This is a genomic window from Puia dinghuensis (genome assembly GCF_014642875.1).
Taxonomy (GTDB): domain Bacteria; phylum Bacteroidota; class Bacteroidia; order Chitinophagales; family Chitinophagaceae; genus Puia; species Puia dinghuensis.
In genome coordinates this window covers 544,916-563,626 of record NZ_BMJC01000005.1, presented here as the reverse complement: position 1 = coordinate 563,626, position 18,711 = coordinate 544,916, and the positions used below count along the sequence as shown (strand labels likewise).

Below are 18,711 nucleotides of genomic sequence, written 5' to 3'. Positions count from 1 at the left end.
GTGAGGCCGCAGCAGGGCTGCATTTGCATGAGACATAACGAGTTAGGTCACGGTATTGCGTATGCACGGTTTTTGCTATATATTTAAGAGTTAAAATCCAACTTGATCCCTTGAACCAAACGCAAGCAGGCCCCCCCGTCGCACCTCTTACCCGGGCGAATTTCTGGCAGCTCAATACCTTTATTGTGCTGGCAATGGGTTGTAATTTCATCAATTTCCTTTTTGATATTGCCGACCGGATGATGGCAAGCGCCGTTATCGAAATATCCGGCATCTTTGTATTGTTTGGATTTATCCTGCTTAACGTAAAGGGTTACCTGGAGGCGCCAAAGATCCTTAGCATTTTTTTTGTCAATGCTCACTCTTTTTTCCTTTGTTATTTCGAGGGGACGGCTCAGGGTTCGTATCTCTACCTGTTTCCTTTTGTGATGGCGATGATCTATTTTTTGCGGGTGCGCAAGAACGATCTCGTAGTGAGCTTCTTTATCATTGCCACGACATTGAACCTGCTCTCGATAGTCCTGGCGATGCCGTATCAATCCGTTCGGCAGCCTGTATCGGAGGCAGTGTACCACCGGCATCTCGTACTCAATATCGTCGTCACCTTTATTCTGGTATGTGTCTTCTTCTACTTTGTGTTGCGGTTGCTGGATTTTAAAGAGAGGCGGATCAAGCGGGATATCCGATCCCTGAAGCTGGCAGAGATAGAGATCACGCAGGCAAAGGACAAGGCGGAGAAGGCAGCGGCGACGAAGGCCCGGTTTATGAGTAATATGAGTCATGAGTTGCGGACACCGCTGAATGCCATTATCGGAACGATGCATTTGCTGATCCAGGAGCATGAGTCGTTGCATACCAGCGATCATTTTAAAGTATTAAAGGATTCTTCGGAGCATATGCTGCAACTGGTGAATGCGGTACTGGATTTCAGCAAGCTGGATGAGGGCAAACTGGAGTTTGTGCAGGAGACCTTCGATCTTGGCCGGACGATGCAACAGGCGGCAGACTCCTTTATCCCTGTCGTTCATCAAAAAAATATCCGGCTTTACCTGGAGACGGACGAGCTGCCCGCCGGAAAGAAGGTGGTGGGAGATGAGATGCGGCTGAAACAGGTGTTGCTCAACCTCCTTTCCAATGCTGTAAAGTTTACGGAGTCGGGGTCGGTGACATTGCAATCGCGGATCAATAAGATCACCGACAGCGGGGTAGACATCCGGTTTTCTGTAATGGATACGGGTATCGGCATTCCGGCGGAGAAACTGCCGGTGATCTTCGAGAGCTTTACCCAGGCGGATGCGGAGACCACGCGTAAGTATGGCGGCAGCGGATTGGGCCTTAGCATCTGCCGGGAGCTGGTGAAGAAAATGAATAGTGAGCTGCAGGTGACAAGCGAGCCGGGAGTGGGGAGTGTGTTCTTCTTCGATGTATCCCTGCCTTTCCAACAGCCGATGATGATCGTACCGCAGGAAAAGTTGCGGGGGTTACAGAAGCTGAACGGGATACGGATCTTATTAGTGGAAGACAATGCGGTGAATATGCGAATTGCGCGACGGTTTCTTCATAGCTGGGGCGCGAGTATCAATACGGCGGAGAATGGGCAGGTGGCATGGGACCTTTTTCAGCAGCAGCCGTATGATCTGTTGCTGGTAGACCTGGAGATGCCGTTGATGGATGGAAAGGCGTTGTTGTCGCAGATAAGAGAGGTGGATAAGGAAGTGCCGGCGATAGCGTTTACGGCGGCGGTGTATGAGAATATGTATGATGATCTGCAGAAACATGGGTTCAATGGGTATCTGCACAAGCCGTTTCGCCCGGATGAGATGCATAGGAAGATATTGCGTCATATTGTGAAGAAGTAGGCGGCCGGCCGCCATATGAAGACGTTGGCGAAGAGCCGCGAAAATTGAAAATCCGTACTTATGAAATATCTGTATTTATCAGCAATGGTGGTTTTTTGCGCGGGGTGTGGTATTTTTTCGAACCCCAAAGGGGGGTTTGATTATTGTTATGCGACCAGTAAGGGCGTGTATGTAGGGAGATATGGGAAGACGCCCACGCGGGTGTATATCAATGGAACCGATCCGTGCCTTTCGCCGGACGGCGAAAAGATTGCCTATACGGATGCTGGTGCGCCCGATCGTCAGCGGAGGATCGCGGTGTTCGACCTGGAAGCCGGGAAGGTAAATTTTCTGGATACGGGGTGTCATAACTGTTATGGGCCGATGTGGTCGCCCGACGGTGACTATCTTGTCTACAATGCCTGGACGGGCAAGGATTGGGGCATCAAATACATCGATAAAGACAATCAGCACGCAGTGTTGCTGGCTGAGCCGACGGACAGTCTGATGGGGTATACTTCGCCGACCTGGAGCGCCGACAGCAAGAAGATTGTGGTACAGAATATGAATGCGGTGTATATCTATGGGCTGGATGGGAAGATATTACAGAGTGTACCTTTTGAGCAGATGGATACGGCGGTGTCTTTTTCGAGCGCTTCGAGCTTTGTGCTTAGCAAGAAAGAAGATAAACTGATATATTGGGCGGAGATGGAGGGGGAGGCTGGTGATGACGAGCCGCCGGCCGCGGTGTTTGTCCATGATCTGGGCTCGGGGAAGAGTGTGCGGATCTCCCCGAAGGGATATGATTGCTGGCAGCCGGTGTTGAAGGGGGATACGGTTTTTTGCAATGGAAAGAAGGGCAAGGCGGCCGGCAAAGGGAATATTTACCGGATGGACCTGGATGGAGGCCATTTTGCGCTGGCGTATAAGAATCGGATGGATGTGAGTTTTGCGCAGCGGTAGCGCCCAGCTATTCCGGCTGGCTGAAGATGACCGGTTGCCGGAGCTGGCTTCTTACCCTGCGGTTGTGTTCAATGGCGGGGGTCCATGCCGGTGAGCGACGAATAACATTCAGGGCGATATTCTCGAATGGGGGATAGAAAGGGGTGCTGACATAGGCATCGACGACTTTACCGTCCTCATCGACTGTCATCGAAATGACGACTGCAACGGCATCGGTGTTGGTGATCTTGTAATCCGGAGGCCAATAGAGATGGCCATTCAGATATTTTAGCCAATCTTTCGAGCCACCGCGAAAGGCGACCTTGCGGTCTCTGCTGGTGGTATCTGCGATGGCCTGACCCTGCTCATCGTAGTATTGTTTTTCCTTAAGCTGTCCGTGGACATAGATTTCGATCGCGCTTATGTGTCCATTCTTATGGAAGAATTGCCATTTTCCATGTTTTTTGAACCCGGCTGAGAGGACACCGGCAAAAGAGACGTTGCCGTTGTCGAACCACCCTACCTCAATGCCGCTTCCATCGACATTGTAGATGGCCGAATCGGAGGGATATCCATTTGGATACCAGCCGCGCTTTATCCCGATAGGGTTACCTGCCTCATAGACTACCGAATCGGCCATCATTCCATTGGGGTGGAAGTCGAGCCAAAGCCCTTGTTTCTTACCGTGGAGATAGCGACCGGTGGATTCCACTATTTTATTTGGGTAAGCGAAGGTGAATTTTCCGTTTTGAGTCTTGCATGTGCTGTCTTCGTATACTCCGTCCATTTGCAGCTTGAAGCCATTTATAAAAAGATCCTGACGGTGCCAGCCGGAGTCAGTGAGTTCGCCAGTGGAATAAAACCGGGCGTGACCTACGTCAGTCTCTTTCCATTCAAAGTCATAATACTTTTCGGTTTTTTGAGCACAGGTTGCGAGTGTGTAAAAGGTCAGTAGCAGGAGGAGGGGGTGTTTCATAACTGGAAGATAAGGAGAGTTTTGGGATCGTGGAAGGGGTGCGTCAGGGACAGGAGCGGCAGCCCGGGGGACGGGCGGTAGAGTGCTTTGCGCGAAATGCGCTATTTTCGCCTGGACCATATACAGGTGACCTTGCTAATTTCCATATCATATTATGACTAAAATATTTTTGACGACGACTTGTCTTGCCTTAATGATGGCCGGGCGGGCGCAATCGACCCGTGTTGTTACTACAGAAGAGTATGCCCGCGCTGAAAGTATGCTGAGCTATAATACCGAGCCGCTGGTCGACCGGGCGAATGTGATGCCCGTTTGGTTGCCGGGGGCTTTGTTCTGGTACCGGGTGCTGACGCCGACGGGTAGCGAGTATGTGCTCGTAGATGCGGCGAAGAAGACACGGACGGTGTATCACAGCCGGGCGGCCCTTGCTTCGGGGCTTGCGACTTCGACTCACAATTCGGTAACGCTGAGCGATGGGGAAGAACGGCGCGGCAGGGGCGGCAGAGGGGGTGGTAACGAGGTTCCCTCACCGGATGGCAAGCGGGTGGCCTTTCTCCGGGATTATAACCTGTGGGTGCGCGATGTAGCAACAGGCCAGGAGGTGCAGCTTACCACCGATGGGGTAAAGGATTTTGGCTATGCGACGGACAATGCCGGCTGGAAGAGCGGGGACGGACCCATTCTGCGCTGGAGCGCCGACGGCAAGAAGATTGCCACCTTTAAAGACGATCAACGCCGTGTGACCGATATGTACCTGGTGACGACGAATGTGGGTAAGCCTACGCTGAAGACCTGGAAATATCCACTGCCGGGAGATTCCGTGATCCCGATGATCCAGCGGGTGATCGTCGACGTGGATGACCGGAAGGTGGTGGCGCTCAACGTGCCACCGGATCCGCACCGGGCTACGTTGAGTGATGATATTGCCAGCAGCGGAACCTTCGACGATGTAGATTGGACGGAGGATGATGCACAATTAGCTTTTGTTTCAACCTCCCGGGACCATAAGCAGGAGAAATTCCGGATAGCGAATGCGGCGACGGGCGACGTGCGGGAGGTGTTTGAAGAAGATGTGCCTACGCAGTTCGAGTCGGGCCGTGGGACGATCGATTGGCGATACCTGGCTAAATCAAACGAGATAATCTGGTATTCCGAACGGGATAACTGGGGACATCTCTACCTCTGTGACGCGACGACGGGTAAGGTGAAGAACCAGATCACCTCAGGAGAATGGATCGTGTCGCGGCTGGTGCGGGTGGATGAGAAGAAACGGGAACTGTATTTTATGGGTGCGGGCCGCGAACCGGGGTGCCCTTATTTTAATTACCTGTATAAGATCGGTTTTGACGGCAAACATATGGAATTGCTGACGCCGGAGAAAGGGAATCATATGATCAGCTTCTCGCGCAACGGCGATTATTTTGTCGACAGCTATTCGCAGCCGGATGTGGCACCGGTGACGGTGCTGCGCAATGTAGATGGGAAGCTGCTGCTGCCGCTGGAGAAAGCGGATGTGTCGCGGCTGGCGGCTACGGGCTGGAAACCGCCTATGGTGATAACGGTGAAGGCGCATGACGGCAAGACGGACCTGTATGGGTTGTTGTTCACGCCGAGCCGGATGGATAGTTCGAAGAAATATCCGATAATAGATTATATCTATCCCGGTCCGCAAGGAGGGAGTGTAGGCAATTGGGGATTTGCCGCTTCGCGCATCGACCACCAGGCGCTGGCGGAACTCGGTTTTATCGTAGTAGCTATCGAGGGGACGAGCAATCCTTACCGGAGCAAGAGTTTTCATGATATGAGCTATGGGGATATGTCGACGAATACGTTGGCAGATCAGGTAACGGGCATTCAGCAGCTGGCGCAGCGGTATGCGTTTATCGACGTCGACCGGGTTGGGATCTGGGGGCATTCGGGTGGCGGATTTGCAACGGCGGGTGCGATGTTTAGATACCCCGATTTTTTCAAGGTAGGCATCTCGGAGTCAGGCAACCACGATAATCGTAATTATGAGGATGACTGGGGCGAGCGGTACAACGGGTTGCTGGTTAAGAAGGCGGATGGGACGGATAATTATGCCGAGGGGGCGAACGAGAACTATGCGAAGAATCTGAAAGGGAAATTGATGCTGGCGCATGGGATGATGGATAATAATGTGCCGCCGTATAACACCCTGCTGGTGGTGGAGGCACTGGAGAGGGCTAATAAGGATTATGACCTGGTGGTCTTCCCCAACAGTCCGCATGGATATGGGCCGATGGCGCCTTATATGATGCGGCGGAGGTGGGATTATTTTGTGAAGAACCTGATGGGGGCGGAGCCGCCGCATGAGTACCTGATGAAGCCGAGGGCAGATGCAAGGAACGGTCAATAGGGTGAGCCAGTTGCGGGCTACGCTGACATTGTCGAAGTATAGCCTGATCGCGACGCTGCGGAGTCCTACTTCGGTGGTGTTCTCGCTGGCGTTCCCTATTTTCTTTATTATCGTTTTCGGGTCGCTTGTGGGGGATAGTGGTGGACCGATAAAGGTGGCCGTGGCGCCGGGATGTGATACAGTGAATCCTATCTACAAGGCGATTGGGCAGATACGGATCGTGCGGTTGGAGACGGGACTTTCGGCGGCGGAGATCAGCGAGGCGATGAAGAAGGGGACGATCGGTACCGAATTGAATATCGTTTCGGATGGAGGTGTGGGGGCGATGATCCCGCATTACCGGGTTACCTTGAGTGGAACTGATTCCACTTCCAGGGGGATGACCTTGTTGCGGCCGGTGATCAATGCGACGATCAGGGAATTGGACCGGCGGGTTTTTCCGAAGAATCCTTCGCTTGCCGCGTTTACGATGGTTCGGGTGCCGGGGCACCTGCATAAGACAATCGATTTCGTATTGCCAGGGCAGCTTGGGTTTTCGTTGTTGATGGCGGGGGTGTATGGGTCGGCTTTTCTGTTGTTCAGCCTGCGGCAAAATTTTGTATTGAAGCGACTGCGGGCGACGCCGGTGCGGAAGCGGACGATCATCGGCGGAGAAATGTTGAGCCGGCTGTTCTTTCACGTGATAGGCTTCATGATCATGGTGGGGTTGGGGTATTTTATATTCGATTTTACGCTGGTGAATGGCTGGGCGACGGTGGTGGAGATGTTGTTGTTCTCGCTGTTCGGGTTGGGGATCTTTATGGGGATCGGGTTTATAATAAGCGGTGTGGTGCAGAACGAGCATTCGGTGACGCCGGTGGCTAATACGCTTACGTTGCCGCAGATCTTGCTGTGTGGGTTGTTTTTTCCGATCGAGAGTTATCCGCATTGGTTGCAGGATTTCTGTAATATTTTACCGTTAACTTTTTTTGTGGAAGGGTTGAGGAAGATTGCTTTTGATGGGATGCATTTTTGGAAGTTGCCGGTGCAGTTAGGAGGATTGTTGTTGTGGACGGTGGGGATTGGGGTATGGGCGGTGAAGGCGTTTAAGTGGGAATAGTCGTATCTTGGCGGCTATGAAAAAGAGACTTTGTCTGGCCCGAATGGAGTCACCGCGGTTAGCCATTTTAGCTATTGTTATCGTTGCTGTCGGTTTGCTTTCCTGGGGTGTCACGGGGCACCGGACTGTGGGGAAGATAGCCGAGAAACACCTGACGCCTGCGGCGAGAGCGGCGGTGCAGGAGTTGTTGGGCAGTGAGACGCTTGCCGATGTCAGCACCTGGGCGGATGAGGTTCGCGGGCAGGCGGAGTACCGGCATACCAGCCCCTGGCATTATATTAACCTGCCGCTGGGACTGAGTTATGACGAATTCCGGCAACAGGTGGAAGGGATGAGCGGGGAGAATGTGTATAGTGCGTTGCGCCAGTTGGAGCGGGAGGTGGCGGATCCGGCGACGCCACGGGAGAAGAAGGTGGAGGCGTTGAAATTTATCGTTCATTTTGTGGGCGACTTACACCAGCCCATGCATGTCAGCCGCGCCGAGGATAGGGGTGGTAATACGATTCAGCTTAATTATAAGGGGAATGGGACAAATCTTCACAGCGTTTGGGATGGGAATCTGATCGACGGCCTGGGGCTTAGCTATGAGCAGCTGGCCGAGAGGGTGGATCATGCTACGCCGGAACAGATGAGCCAATGGCAGAAGGACCCGCTTGTCAAGTGGATGTGGGAGAGTTATACTATCTCATCGAAGCTGTATGCGGAGGTGGATGCGATGAAGAGCCGGGCGGTTGGCGACCAGTATTACCAGGAGCATATTGGTATTGTGGAGCAGCGGTTGGAGCAGGCGGGGATACGGCTGGCGGGGGTGTTGAATAGTTTGTTTGCGAATGAGGCGGCGGTGAGTGCGGCGGGTTCTTCGGCTGCGGTGAGGATTGATGTTGCGGATGCCGGGGCGCATGTGGGGGAGAATGTGGTGGTAAGCGCGAAGGTATACGGCTACAAGGCTTTTGAGGGGCTTACATTGGTGAATCTGGGTGCGGCGTACCCCAATCAGCTGCTGACCGTGGTGTTGAAGGGGGATGTGAAGGATGCTTATACCGGCATCGAGGGGAAGACGGTGGAAGCGACGGGGAAGATTATTCTATATAAGGGGAAGCCGGAGATTGTGGTTACCGACGCGGCGCATTTTGTAGTGAAATAGTTGAGATAAAAAAACCGTTTTTTTCCCGTTTTTTCAGCGGATTGTATCGAGTATCTTAAGAGGTGCTTTTAATACCTCTTTGGATATGGAAAACTTAAAATACACTCTTTTTGATCTCTTTTCCTATGCCATTCCAGGCGGGTTATTAATTTCATCCCTTTTTATAATTCCTGCACACTCACCGGCAGGGCCTACCCCGGACGATGTTAAAGAAGCATTGGGCGATGCCGGTTTACTGGTGACTTTTTTATTCATCCTGGCGGCGTATTGTACCGGCTTTATCTTATGCATCTTCGGCAACTACCTGCTTAATTTAAAGGAATGGTTATGGCCTGTACCAAAACCAAAAAATTCCAGTGCGGGTAACTCACAAAAATACATTGTCGTAAGAGAAAAGAGCAAGGAGAATTTCAGATATGTAGAGCAATGGAATGTGCTAAAGAATTTTTCCTCATCCCTGGCTTTAGCACTTATTTGTATAGATGTTCAATGCCTCGTCTCCATAAAATCCTTTACTATTTTTCATTTTATCGGCGGGATTGCCCTTTCCATGGTGGTATTATTCAAAGCATCCACCTATCATCGATGGGCAATCATCGACCTTGATAACGCATATACCAACTATACGAAATCTGAAGAAAATGAAACAGGTGGTTAAATTTTCGGATCTGTTTGGAAATCGGGGGGAAGAGTCCTACAAAAGGATTCCGTTGCTGCCCGTCTGCCATACAACCAATCTCGAAGCTGTCAGAAAAATGCTGGAGCACGAAGAAATGCGGGCTGTCGAATTTTATGAGGAATTTAATGAGTGTTTGTTATTTTTCTTTTACGGCAGGGCGCCCTATATCCCGGAAGAACAGTTACACCACCGCTATGACAGACGAAACCCGCCAATAGGGTTTATTTTCGATCTCGAGTCGTTTCAGCGATGTCCCCAAAGGCTCGTTCCATTTGATTCCGGCGGTTATGAACGGTATAAAATAAATCTGCCCCTGAAAGAATTTCTGATTAAACCTGATTCAGTGAGCGATGAGATCAAGATGTTCATCTGGCATCTCTTTTCGTGTAATGATAACTATTTGCAGAAGAAGTTGACCATTAAACCTGAACACTATCCCTGGTGTTCACCGATAGGATGGTTGAAACATTTGTATTCTTTTCTTGAAGACCGTCAGGCGGAGACAGAATTCGGAGATCAGGCATATACGATAGAAATACAATTTGTCGATTCCTTGCCGTTGACGCCCCTCTTTATCATACTTCCGGATAGATTTGGTTCTACAGAAGAGGCCAAGCAACAGGTGATGAGTGCGTTTCATCTTTCAGGTAACGAATATGATAAGAAGATACTGCTTTACCGGGAGGATAGGACAGCTGACGTTATCTATAACTATATAGTAGAGGAGGTGAATAATAAAATAAGTGATATATATAAAAATTTGTGAAAATGAGGTATTACGGTGTGATGAGGCCATTTATGCCGGTGAATGCGTTTTGTGAAAGTGTTTTCATAAACGAGGATGAGCAATTGTTCTTCCAGGCTGCCGGGAATTCAACGATGATTGACTTCGAATCGGCGGGTGATCTGACTTTGGAAGATTGCCTGAGATATACGGGGAAGGAGATGCGGGCTGAAAAATCCGGCGAGGAAATATTTAGCTATGTCACTCAGGAAGGCAGGATCGAGGCAGGGCCCTTCGAGACACTTTTTCTAAAAATTGTGCCTTCGCTGCCTTATAAAATGGGCAATGATGTTTCGAAACTCATCATTTCTTCCTTTTTTAAACTCAATGGAATTACCCATCAATTGATCGGGAAAGTGAATGCCTCACCGGTCTTTACTGTTGATCCGGACCTTTACCTGGCACACAAAGACATTAAAGGCGATTTGAAACGTATAGACGATGCCCTGGAAAAAGTTATTGCCTTATTTAATAAAATAAGGTCTTCCTATCGACTGAATTACCGGGATTTCATTTACAGCAATGACCGGTTCACTTACATTAATGAGTACAGAATTTCCAACGACGTATTAGCTAAATATATTTATGAAGAAGAAGCGAATTCCGATCATAGGATCATTTTGCTGGATGTGTTGGGCGAGTATCAGAGCGAGCCGACGTTCATGCAGGAAAGAGATATCTTCAACCGGCGGGATATTTTTGTCAAAGATACGTCCTGGCTGAACAATATTGTATTCATGCGACTACTTTCCAAGACCTATTCCGACAGACTGGACCCCGGGTTGATGGGACAGTCCACTGTTGTGAGAAGCTTTCAGATGGAACATGAGATGCACAGGCTATCCATGGAGGGGAATACCGGTGATTATGCGAAAAATGATAATATTTACCGGATGCGTGATGATGTAAAAAAAAGACATAAAGCAATAAGATATGAGCGGGAAAATCGTGGATAAGAATAATTTTATTGTAAACTTCAGGATTGAAGAGATTCATGATATCAAGCGGGATATTCAGATGCGAAAAGAGGGGTTTCAATTCTTTTATGCGATAGATACCTATGATATCATGAATCATTTTTTGCCTTATACCGAGAGCGGATTCCTGAATTCGGGGAACAAGAACATGATCGCTCAACGGGCAATTGCCTATGATAAATTTTTCAACACCTTCCTGACTTCCAGGCTTATCGTACTTGATGAGTATAAAATAGAATTATTAGCCGCGAAAAACCATATAGAGCGCCAGATAAAGAACAGCGGATTTCTTACCTCGAATATGGAAAGGCTATCCGAGGAGATCGGCAAATTAGAAAAGGGTGAGAGCATCGATAAGGAAAAGCTGCGGAAAAATATAGAACTGGTTCTTTTTTTACTGATACTGAGCGAAAACAAAGGGAATATAAACAGGAATTTCTTTTCCTTTTTAGAAAATAAGCTTTCCGTTTTCGATTTCAATACGTCAGACAGCGAATTAGACCACATTTTAAACACTGTTTTTGCTGATGCAACGCCAACGGACAATGTAGAAAAGATATATGACCTGTTTGTTGAAAACAACGCTTTTTATCTGACAAGGCTCAACTCCGACACGGATAGATATACTTATTTGTCCAACTCTTACCGGGATGTAGAAGTAATCGACAGGCTGAATAGCATCAATAACAAACTCCGGCTTGAGTACCCGGAAAGAAAGGTGAACTTTATTTATCTGTCATCTGCCCCGCTGAAGTCGAGAGAGATCTTTTCCTTGTTTAAACAAAATGTCGATAATGAGAGCGGATATTTGCATTATAATTTTCATAGAAATATATTTCAATGTTTCCTTTTTAAAATATTGACAGAAGAGTTTCCGGACGCAAATGATGACACACCTATTCTTATACTTCAGTCGCTGGAAAAATTGATCACGCAGGTGAGGCAGCTTTCAAAGAGTGATTCAGCAGGTGCAGACGCTTATGGAGACGATGAGATGATGAATATGCTTGACCGGATACTGGGTCGATACTCCGCGAATATCGATAATCACTTTTACTTTAAGATCTACAATAAATACAAAGCGATTCTCGATTTGAATATATCAGGGAAAATGAGTGAAGTAAACTCGATATTGTCAAAGGTGAGGAGATATATAGACCAGGAGAATATTATGACGGAAGGGAGCGATATCCTGTTCAATATCAGTCAATATAAGCAAACGTATTTACTCTACAACATTCTAAATCGTAACAAAAGTATTGTCACGATAAGGATCAGATTCGGACTGGATATCGTCCGGGATAGCTTTCATCAATTACCTTTTTTGCTGCTGATACAAGATGGTGAAGAGGAATGTGCCAGGGATCTTTATCCCGTGTTGGAGATGATCTGCGAGATTTTCAATAATAAGGAAACCGATATCCAGGAAATCGTCCCTAACTTAAACAATATCTTCAAGGAGATATCCAAAGATAGCGACAACATAAGAAATATTTCATTACAATTCCTGCTGACAACTTATTTCTATCTGATTACCGATGTCGGTAATGCGGGGGCGAGTCAAAAGAAAGATAACAGTTCGAAAGAGCTGGAATTAATAGAGGTTTTAAGAAAGCAAAAGCGGATTCTGGAAAATGCCGCCATTAATTTAGCGCTGGAGCCCGGTGGGAACAAGATTAAAATTCGGAAGAAAAATATTGTTTTCGCCCAGGAGTTCGACTACGTGGTTCTTTGGTTGTTAAGGCGGAACAAACAATTTTCAGAGGCAATCAGGATGGGAAATGAATTGTTGGCGAAGAGTGACGATCCGCGGTTTTGCCATGGCCTGGCGCTGGGCTATGTTTCGCAGGCATATGATATCCTTTTAGAGGGAAATGCAACCGGGGATGCAATAGAGACTTGTATCGCGCTTTTTGCCAATGCCCTGGTATTCGAGCAGAAAGCTAAGGATGGCTATGGCAAGCTTCTGGCGGAAGTCGATAATGAGTTTGCCCGTTTGCTTATTCGGAAGAACCTGATCGCTCTTTGCAATTCAATAGCGGATACCAGCACCCGGAAATATGCTTTAATGAATTTTTCTCAGGATGCGCTGTTACAACAAGCCCGGGGGGCTATTGAAGAGCTTAAGATATTCTGTGGAGATGCGGGTCTCGACTATTCCAGCCTTGCTATCTATAACTTCACAGAGGCTGAGATAGAATATTATGAGGCATTGCAATACTGGGAAAAAGACAATTTGCCGGAAGCTAATTTGAAGATTTTAGATGCTACAGACAGGCTTTATGCAGTCAAGAGGATCGAAGTTGCCATGCATGATTCCTTTAAAGAGATAGCAGTAAGGGTAGAGGAACTAAGGAACAGAATTTTCATCCGCAGAGGTGTCTTGAGATAAAAGAAATGCACCCCGGCCGTTAGTGGAGGGGGCGGGCGGTGACGCCTTCTTTGGTGATGGTGACGGGGCGGATGAGGCCGTCGGGGTTGAAGACCATGTGGTCGATGCAGGTGACGCGGTGGTTGGCGTCGGTTTCACCCAGGGGGCGGCGGTGGTAGACGATGTAATAGTCGTCTGTGCCGGGGATGTGGATGACGGAATGATGCCCTGCGCCGGTGGCGACGGCGGTGTCCTGTTGCAGGATCTTGCCGATGCGCTGGAAGGGCCCAGTGGGAGTGTCGGCCATCGCATAGGCCACGGAGTAGTCAGGGCCGCCCCAGCCGCCTTCAGACCACATAAAATAATATTTGCCGTTGCGGCTGAACATCCAGGGGCCTTCTACATAGCCTTTTGGCGTAATCTCTTTAAATGTCGTTCCGTCGGGGAAGGGTTCGAAGCCCGTAAAGTCGGGTTTCAACCGGGCGATGTTGCAATGGCCCCATCCGCCGTAGATCATATAATATTGCCCGTCCTTGTCGTGAAAGACGGCCTGGTCGATGGGTTGGGCGCCGTTGTGGAATTTATCGATGAGGGGTTTTCCCAGATAATCTTTATAGGGACCTTCGGGTTTGTCTGCGACCGCGACACCGATGCCACCGACGGAGCTGTCGTTCTGGATGTCGTTGGCGGCGAAGAAGAGAAAATATTTGGGGGAGCCAGAGGGCGGGTGGGCAAGGCAGGTGATGGCCGGGGCCCACATGGCGCGGTGTGCCCAGTGGATGGAGGCGGTGTCGAGGATGTGGGGATGTTTTGTCCAATGGATGAGATCGGGCGATGAGAAGGCGTCGAAAAAGACTTGCTTGTCATATTTGTCCGAATAAGTGGGGTAGACCCAATAGGCGTTGTCGAAGACGGCGGCTTCGGGGTCTGCGTACCAGCCTGGGAAGATGGGGTTGCCGGAAGTGATAGGGGTAGGGTTGGGAGTTTGGGCAGTGGCGGTGTGGAGCACGATGATGGCGGATAGGAAGAGGGTAAGATTTTTCATAGATTGCAAGATATGAAATATATATTTTTTATAGTGGCCATGGGCCTATTGGGGATTTGCCGGGGGCAGGAGCCGTTTGCTAAAGTGGATGCGTGGTTGCAGGAGAATGCGCGGGACATGGGTGGGCGGGCCATTTTGGTGGTGGCTAAGGATGGGCAGATCGTGCATACGAAGTCGGTGAATGATATGAGTTCGGGGCAGCGGATGGTAGACCGGTGGATAGCGCGGCAGCAGCACCAGGAGGCGAGTTTCGATGATTATTCGGTGGCGACGCGACAGCCTATCGCCAGCTGTAGCAAGTGGCTTAGCGCTGCCCTTATCATGACCTTTGTAGATGAGGGGAAGCTGCCGATGGAGGGTGAGCCGGGGAAGGTGTTTCATTATAGCAATGCGGGATTACAGATTGCGGGGGCGATTCTTGAGAAGGTGAGCGGTGAGTCCTTCGAGACGTTGTTTGGGGAACGGATCGCGCGCCCGTTGGAGATGACCCATACGGATTTTGGGAAGGGGCCGGTGGCCTTACCGGCGGGTGGAGCCAGCAGTACGCCGGAAGATTATATCCATTTTCTCGAGATGATCGTCAACCGGGGTGTTTATCATGACGTCAGGGTGCTTAGCGAACAAAGTGTCAGCGAGATGCAGGTGAACCGACTTGGCCCGGAGGTACGGATCGCGTATACGCCGGCGGAGAACGGGGGTGCAGGGGTAGGGTATGGCTATGGTGAATGGATCATGGGCGAGGCTGTGAGCAGTCCTGGGTTGTTTGGCAGTTTTCCCTGGATTGTCAATGCGCGGGGGTATTGTGCATTTCTTATGACTGTGAATTTGAATAATAAGGGGCGACAGGACAGGGAGATGGAATTGGTACAGTTGGTAGATGCGGCGTTGTAAGTGGGGATGATTTGCTATTTTAGCCGATGTTAAATCCTCTGTTTATGAAAAAATGTTTCTTTGGGTTGCTGTTACTGTTATCGGGAATGGTGATGGCACAGAACCCACATACTACTTACCTGATAAAGGCCGGCAAACTTTTCGACAGCGAAACGGGTGAATTCAAGACCGGGATGGTTATTCTCGTAAAGGACCAGCGGATAGAGGCGGTGAAACCCGAACAGGAAGTTACCGAGGCCGAAAAAAGCGGGTATACGGTTGTCGATCTTTCTTCCTACGCCGTACTGCCCGGACTTATCGATGCACATACGCATTTGTTGTACCGGGAAGTCATTCACCCGGGAAATACCGTTCAGTCGATGGATCTGATAAAGGAGCTGACGACGGAGGGAGACGCTTACCGGGCGCTTTATGGGGCGGCGCGGGCCAAGGCTTATTTGCTGGCGGGGATCACGGCGGTGCAGGACCTCGGCAATTCGGGTCAATATGGAGATATTGCTTTGCGACGGGCCATCAACGAAGGACTGGCGCCCGGTCCGCGAATGCGGTGTGCCGGCCGGGGACTTGCTTCCGAAGGCGGCCAGCTTCCGGGCCTTATCTACAAGCACCGGGATATTGTCGACGATGAGTACCGGATCATTAAAGGGCCGGAGGATGCTATTCAGGCTGTCCGGGAGAATATCACCCAGGGGGCGGATGTAATAAAGATCTACGCCAACAACACCCCGAATAATACGATGCTGAGCGTGGACGAGATAAAGGCGATCGTTGGGGAGGCGCATCGCTATGGACTGAGGGTTACGGCCCATGCCACTGATAATAAAGCGGTATACAATGCGGTGATCGGTGGAGTAGATGGCATCGAGCATGGATATAGTATGGACGATACGACGATGCAACTGATGGCCAGGAAGGGGACGATACTTGTTCCGACGGATGGGGATAGCGTCACCTTTGTCCGATATGCTCAGATCGCCAACCCGGATGACAAGAGTGCCGCGGCCAATGTGATGGGATTCAGGCGTTATCTGGGGTCGCGGTTGCGGGCGGCGATACGGGATGGGGTGATGGTTGCGGCGGGATCGGATGACTATGTCGATTTCAAGCTACCTTTTTCGGAGCCTTCGAAACGAACGCTTATCGGATATGCCGAATCGGGAGTTCCTATTCCGCGGGTGCTGCAGTTTGCCACGATAAATGGTAGCAGGCAATTGAACTGGAGCAGGGAGATCGGGGTGCTAAAGCGGGGTTACTATGCAGATATCATTGCTGTAGATGGGGACCTCGACACGGATATTCATGCTATTCTAAAGGTGCATTTCGTGATGAAAGGCGGGCAGGTGGTTGTGCAATGACCTTGCGGACGATGTTTTTTAGTTGAGGAGCTTTCTCCAGGTATTGTCCCAGCAGGGCAGCCTGGTTGAGGGCGCGGTTGTAGTTGTGGTCTTTATACCTGCTGCCATAGTATACGTCTTCATACAAGTAGTCCGTAAGGAAGCGGAGCGCCTGCATATACATCATAAACGACCCGGCATAGACGAAGGCATTCTTTTCCGTCGGGGTCAGCTGGTCTTTCATTTCGCCGAGATAGCCTTCCACGATGGCCTGGAACCAGGGCTCGCGTACCTGGATGAGGGTCAAATCCTTTTCCTCTTCGGATACAGGTGAGAGGTAGGTTCGGAGCATGTCCCCTACATCGCTGATGAAATAACCCGGCATCATCGTATCGAGATCGATGACACAGATGCCTTTTCCCTGATCGTCGAACAGGACGTTGCTGATCTTGGTGTCGTGATGCGTGACGCGGCGTTTGAAGCCGGGGTCGGCGAGCAACTGGCTGTATTCGGTGACGATGTGGTTGTGGGATTCCAGGAAACCGATGAGTTGCCCTGCTTTGCGGATGCGATCGGGGTTGCCGTTTTGCAAGGAGCGACGAAAGGCCGTGTAGCGTAGCGGCAGATCGTGAAAGTCGGGCAGGGTTTCGTGGAGGTTGCCAGCGGGGAAGCCTGACAGCATTCGGGTAAAAAGCCCGAATTGCCTTGCTGCTTCGAAGGCCCGGGCGGGGGTGTCGGCGATGTCGACGGTGACGGAGTCTTCGATGAAAGGATAGAGTCGGAAATAGCCGTCGGGACCAGCGTCTACCAGGGTGTCGCCTGTTCTGGTGGACACTGGTCGGGGGAAAACGGCATCCGGATAGTGGGTTAAGAGATAGCTGCCCACCATTTCTATATTTTGGGCAATGAGATCGGGTGCGGGGAAGATCTGTTGATTTATCCGTTGGAGAATGAATTTGCCTTTTTGGGTTTTCAGGAACCAGGTGTGGTTGATGAGGCCGCTGCCATGAGGGGTGACGGAGGTATCAGGAGGGAAGCCATAGGCCTTCAGGACGGAGTCCAACATGCACGACGATTTGAAAAGGCAAAGGTAATGCGGCGGCGCGAGGGGTGCGTTATGCAAACGATTGCGTGAAATAGGGGGCGGCGGGGAGGATCAGCGGCGGGAGTGGACGATCAGCTGTCCATTGATGACGATGTTGAGGAAGGATCCGGGTTCTTCCTTTTTGTTGTCATTGGCCATCAATTGCATAAGGACTTCGGCGGCCTTGGCGCCTTGCTTATAGGGGAATTGTTCGACGGAGGCCATCGGTGGGGTTTCGAGGTAGTGGGTGATAGGGAGGTTGGCGTAGCTGACGAAGCAGATATCCTTGTTGATCTTTAGTTTTTGTTGTTTGGCATATTGGATGGCGTCGAGGGCGATGTAGTCATTGATGACGAGGATGGCCGTCGGTTTTGGCCGCTGGCTGAGAAGGTGTTGCATGGCCCGCTGGGTGCCTTCTTTTGTGAGATCGGTGGAGGTGACGAGGCGGAGGTCGATCTTTAGCCGCCGGGCGATGAGCACCTGCTTATAGGTTTCAGTGCGTTCGCGGGACGATCGCATCTGATCCGGTCCGTTGATGACGCCGATGCGGCGATGACCCTTGTCGATGAGAAATTCGATGGCTTCACGGGTGCCGCTGTTCATGTTGGAATAGACCTTATTGAAGTCGGGTGAGGTGGGGACGCGATCGAAGAAGACGACGGGGATATTGAATTTTTTCAGGGCCGTGAAATGATCGTAGGTGGTGGTGTTCTTACTGAGAGAGACGATGAGGCCGTCGATACGGTTGTTCTTCATCGTGGTGACGATCTGGCGTTCGCGGGCGACATCGTCCTTTGACTGGCCGATGAGGACGCTGTATTTGTTTTGGGTGGCGATCTCTTCTATGCCGTTGATGGCCTGGGAGAAGAATTCTTCGCCCAGATTGGGAAGAACGACACCGATGGTGAAGGTCTTGCGCTGCTTAAAAAAGATGGCCGTCTGGTTGGGCTCATATTCGAGTTGCCGGGCGAGTTGCTGCACCCGCATCTTTGTCCGCAGGCCGATGCCCGGATGGTCGTGGAGCGCGCGGCTGACGGTGGAGATGGAGACGTTGAGCTGCCGGGCGATCTCCTTGATGGTGGGGAGCTTGTCTTTCATTTGTAGCACCAAATTAAAAAACTATTAAATAACAAGTTGTTTTCCTGGAGGAACGGGGATGCGGAACGAATT

15 protein-coding genes are annotated in these 18,711 nt (G+C 50.4%); 11 read left to right on the top strand and 4 right to left on the bottom strand.

The window, feature by feature from the left end; all coding sequences use genetic code 11:
* The first annotated feature begins 110 nt into the window (after nt 1-110).
* Both IEY39_RS23860 and IEY39_RS23855 read left to right on the top strand, forming a co-directional pair.
* Nucleotides 111-1,859 (top strand): ATP-binding protein, encoded by a 1,749-nt coding sequence (locus tag IEY39_RS23860; RefSeq protein WP_188936445.1) that lies wholly within the window; start codon nt 111-113, stop codon nt 1,857-1,859.
* A 60-nt stretch (nt 1,860-1,919) separates the two neighbouring features.
* On the top strand, nt 1,920-2,801 hold the full coding sequence (locus IEY39_RS23855; protein WP_188936443.1) for a TolB family protein: 882 nt from the start codon (nt 1,920-1,922) through the stop codon (nt 2,799-2,801).
* Between the two features lie 7 nt (nt 2,802-2,808).
* Here IEY39_RS23855 and IEY39_RS23850 read toward each other — a convergent pair whose 3' ends face one another.
* Complete coding sequence (locus tag IEY39_RS23850; protein ID WP_188936441.1) at nt 2,809-3,756, bottom strand: energy transducer TonB; 948 nt, start codon at nt 3,754-3,756, stop codon at nt 2,809-2,811.
* A gap of 154 nt (nt 3,757-3,910) precedes the next feature.
* Here IEY39_RS23850 and IEY39_RS23845 point away from each other — a divergent pair, with 154 nt between their 5' ends.
* The 7 genes from IEY39_RS23845 (at nt 3,911) to IEY39_RS23815 (ending at nt 13,208) form a co-directional block, all read left to right on the top strand.
* Nucleotides 3,911-6,133, top strand: a complete 2,223-nt coding sequence (locus tag IEY39_RS23845; protein ID WP_188936439.1) for a S9 family peptidase — start codon at nt 3,911-3,913, stop codon at nt 6,131-6,133.
* Entirely contained in the window at nt 6,114-7,232 is a 1,119-nt protein-coding gene (locus IEY39_RS23840; protein WP_188936437.1) for an ABC transporter permease, read from the top strand. The genes IEY39_RS23845 and IEY39_RS23840 overlap by 20 nt, the downstream gene beginning before the upstream one ends.
* Nucleotides 7,233-7,248: 16 nt before the next feature.
* Nucleotides 7,249-8,376: a S1/P1 nuclease gene (locus tag IEY39_RS23835; protein WP_188936435.1), complete on the top strand. Its 1,128-nt coding sequence runs from the start codon at nt 7,249-7,251 to the stop codon at nt 8,374-8,376.
* Between the two features lie 85 nt (nt 8,377-8,461).
* Entirely contained in the window at nt 8,462-9,034 is a 573-nt protein-coding gene (locus IEY39_RS23830; RefSeq protein ID WP_188936433.1) for a hypothetical protein, read from the top strand.
* Entirely contained in the window at nt 9,018-9,821 is an 804-nt protein-coding gene (locus IEY39_RS23825; RefSeq protein WP_188936431.1) for a hypothetical protein, read from the top strand. The genes IEY39_RS23830 and IEY39_RS23825 overlap by 17 nt, the downstream gene beginning before the upstream one ends.
* 2 nt (nt 9,822-9,823) lie before the next feature.
* Nucleotides 9,824-10,795, top strand: a complete 972-nt coding sequence (locus tag IEY39_RS23820; protein WP_188936429.1) for a hypothetical protein — start codon at nt 9,824-9,826, stop codon at nt 10,793-10,795.
* On the top strand, nt 10,773-13,208 hold the full coding sequence (locus tag IEY39_RS23815; RefSeq protein ID WP_188936427.1) for a hypothetical protein: 2,436 nt from the start codon (nt 10,773-10,775) through the stop codon (nt 13,206-13,208). The genes IEY39_RS23820 and IEY39_RS23815 overlap by 23 nt, the downstream gene beginning before the upstream one ends.
* Nucleotides 13,209-13,227: 19 nt before the next feature.
* On the opposite strand, the gene IEY39_RS23810 is transcribed toward IEY39_RS23815, so the two are convergent.
* Nucleotides 13,228-14,232, bottom strand: a complete 1,005-nt coding sequence (locus IEY39_RS23810; RefSeq protein WP_188936425.1) for a glycoside hydrolase family 43 protein — start codon at nt 14,230-14,232, stop codon at nt 13,228-13,230.
* Nucleotides 14,233-14,244: 12 nt separating this feature from the next.
* Here IEY39_RS23810 and IEY39_RS23805 point away from each other — a divergent pair, with 12 nt between their 5' ends.
* Together IEY39_RS23805 and IEY39_RS23800 are read left to right on the top strand one after the other, a co-directional pair.
* Nucleotides 14,245-15,123 carry a serine hydrolase domain-containing protein gene (locus tag IEY39_RS23805; RefSeq protein ID WP_188936423.1) on the top strand — a complete coding sequence of 293 codons (879 nt, stop codon included), beginning with the start codon at nt 14,245-14,247 and terminating at the stop codon, nt 15,121-15,123.
* A gap of 44 nt (nt 15,124-15,167) precedes the next feature.
* Nucleotides 15,168-16,478 (top strand): amidohydrolase family protein, encoded by a 1,311-nt coding sequence (locus IEY39_RS23800; protein WP_188936421.1) that lies wholly within the window; start codon nt 15,168-15,170, stop codon nt 16,476-16,478.
* On the opposite strand, the gene IEY39_RS23795 is transcribed toward IEY39_RS23800, so the two are convergent.
* A complete protein-coding gene (locus IEY39_RS23795) occupies nt 16,426-17,523 on the bottom strand; it encodes a phosphotransferase enzyme family protein (RefSeq protein WP_188936419.1) in 1,098 nt (365 codons plus the stop codon). The genes IEY39_RS23800 and IEY39_RS23795 overlap by 53 nt on opposite strands.
* A gap of 90 nt (nt 17,524-17,613) precedes the next feature.
* Nucleotides 17,614-18,639 carry a LacI family DNA-binding transcriptional regulator gene (locus tag IEY39_RS23790; RefSeq protein WP_188936417.1) on the bottom strand — a complete coding sequence of 342 codons (1,026 nt, stop codon included), beginning with the start codon at nt 18,637-18,639 and terminating at the stop codon, nt 17,614-17,616.
* Nucleotides 18,640-18,711 lie beyond the last annotated feature (72 nt).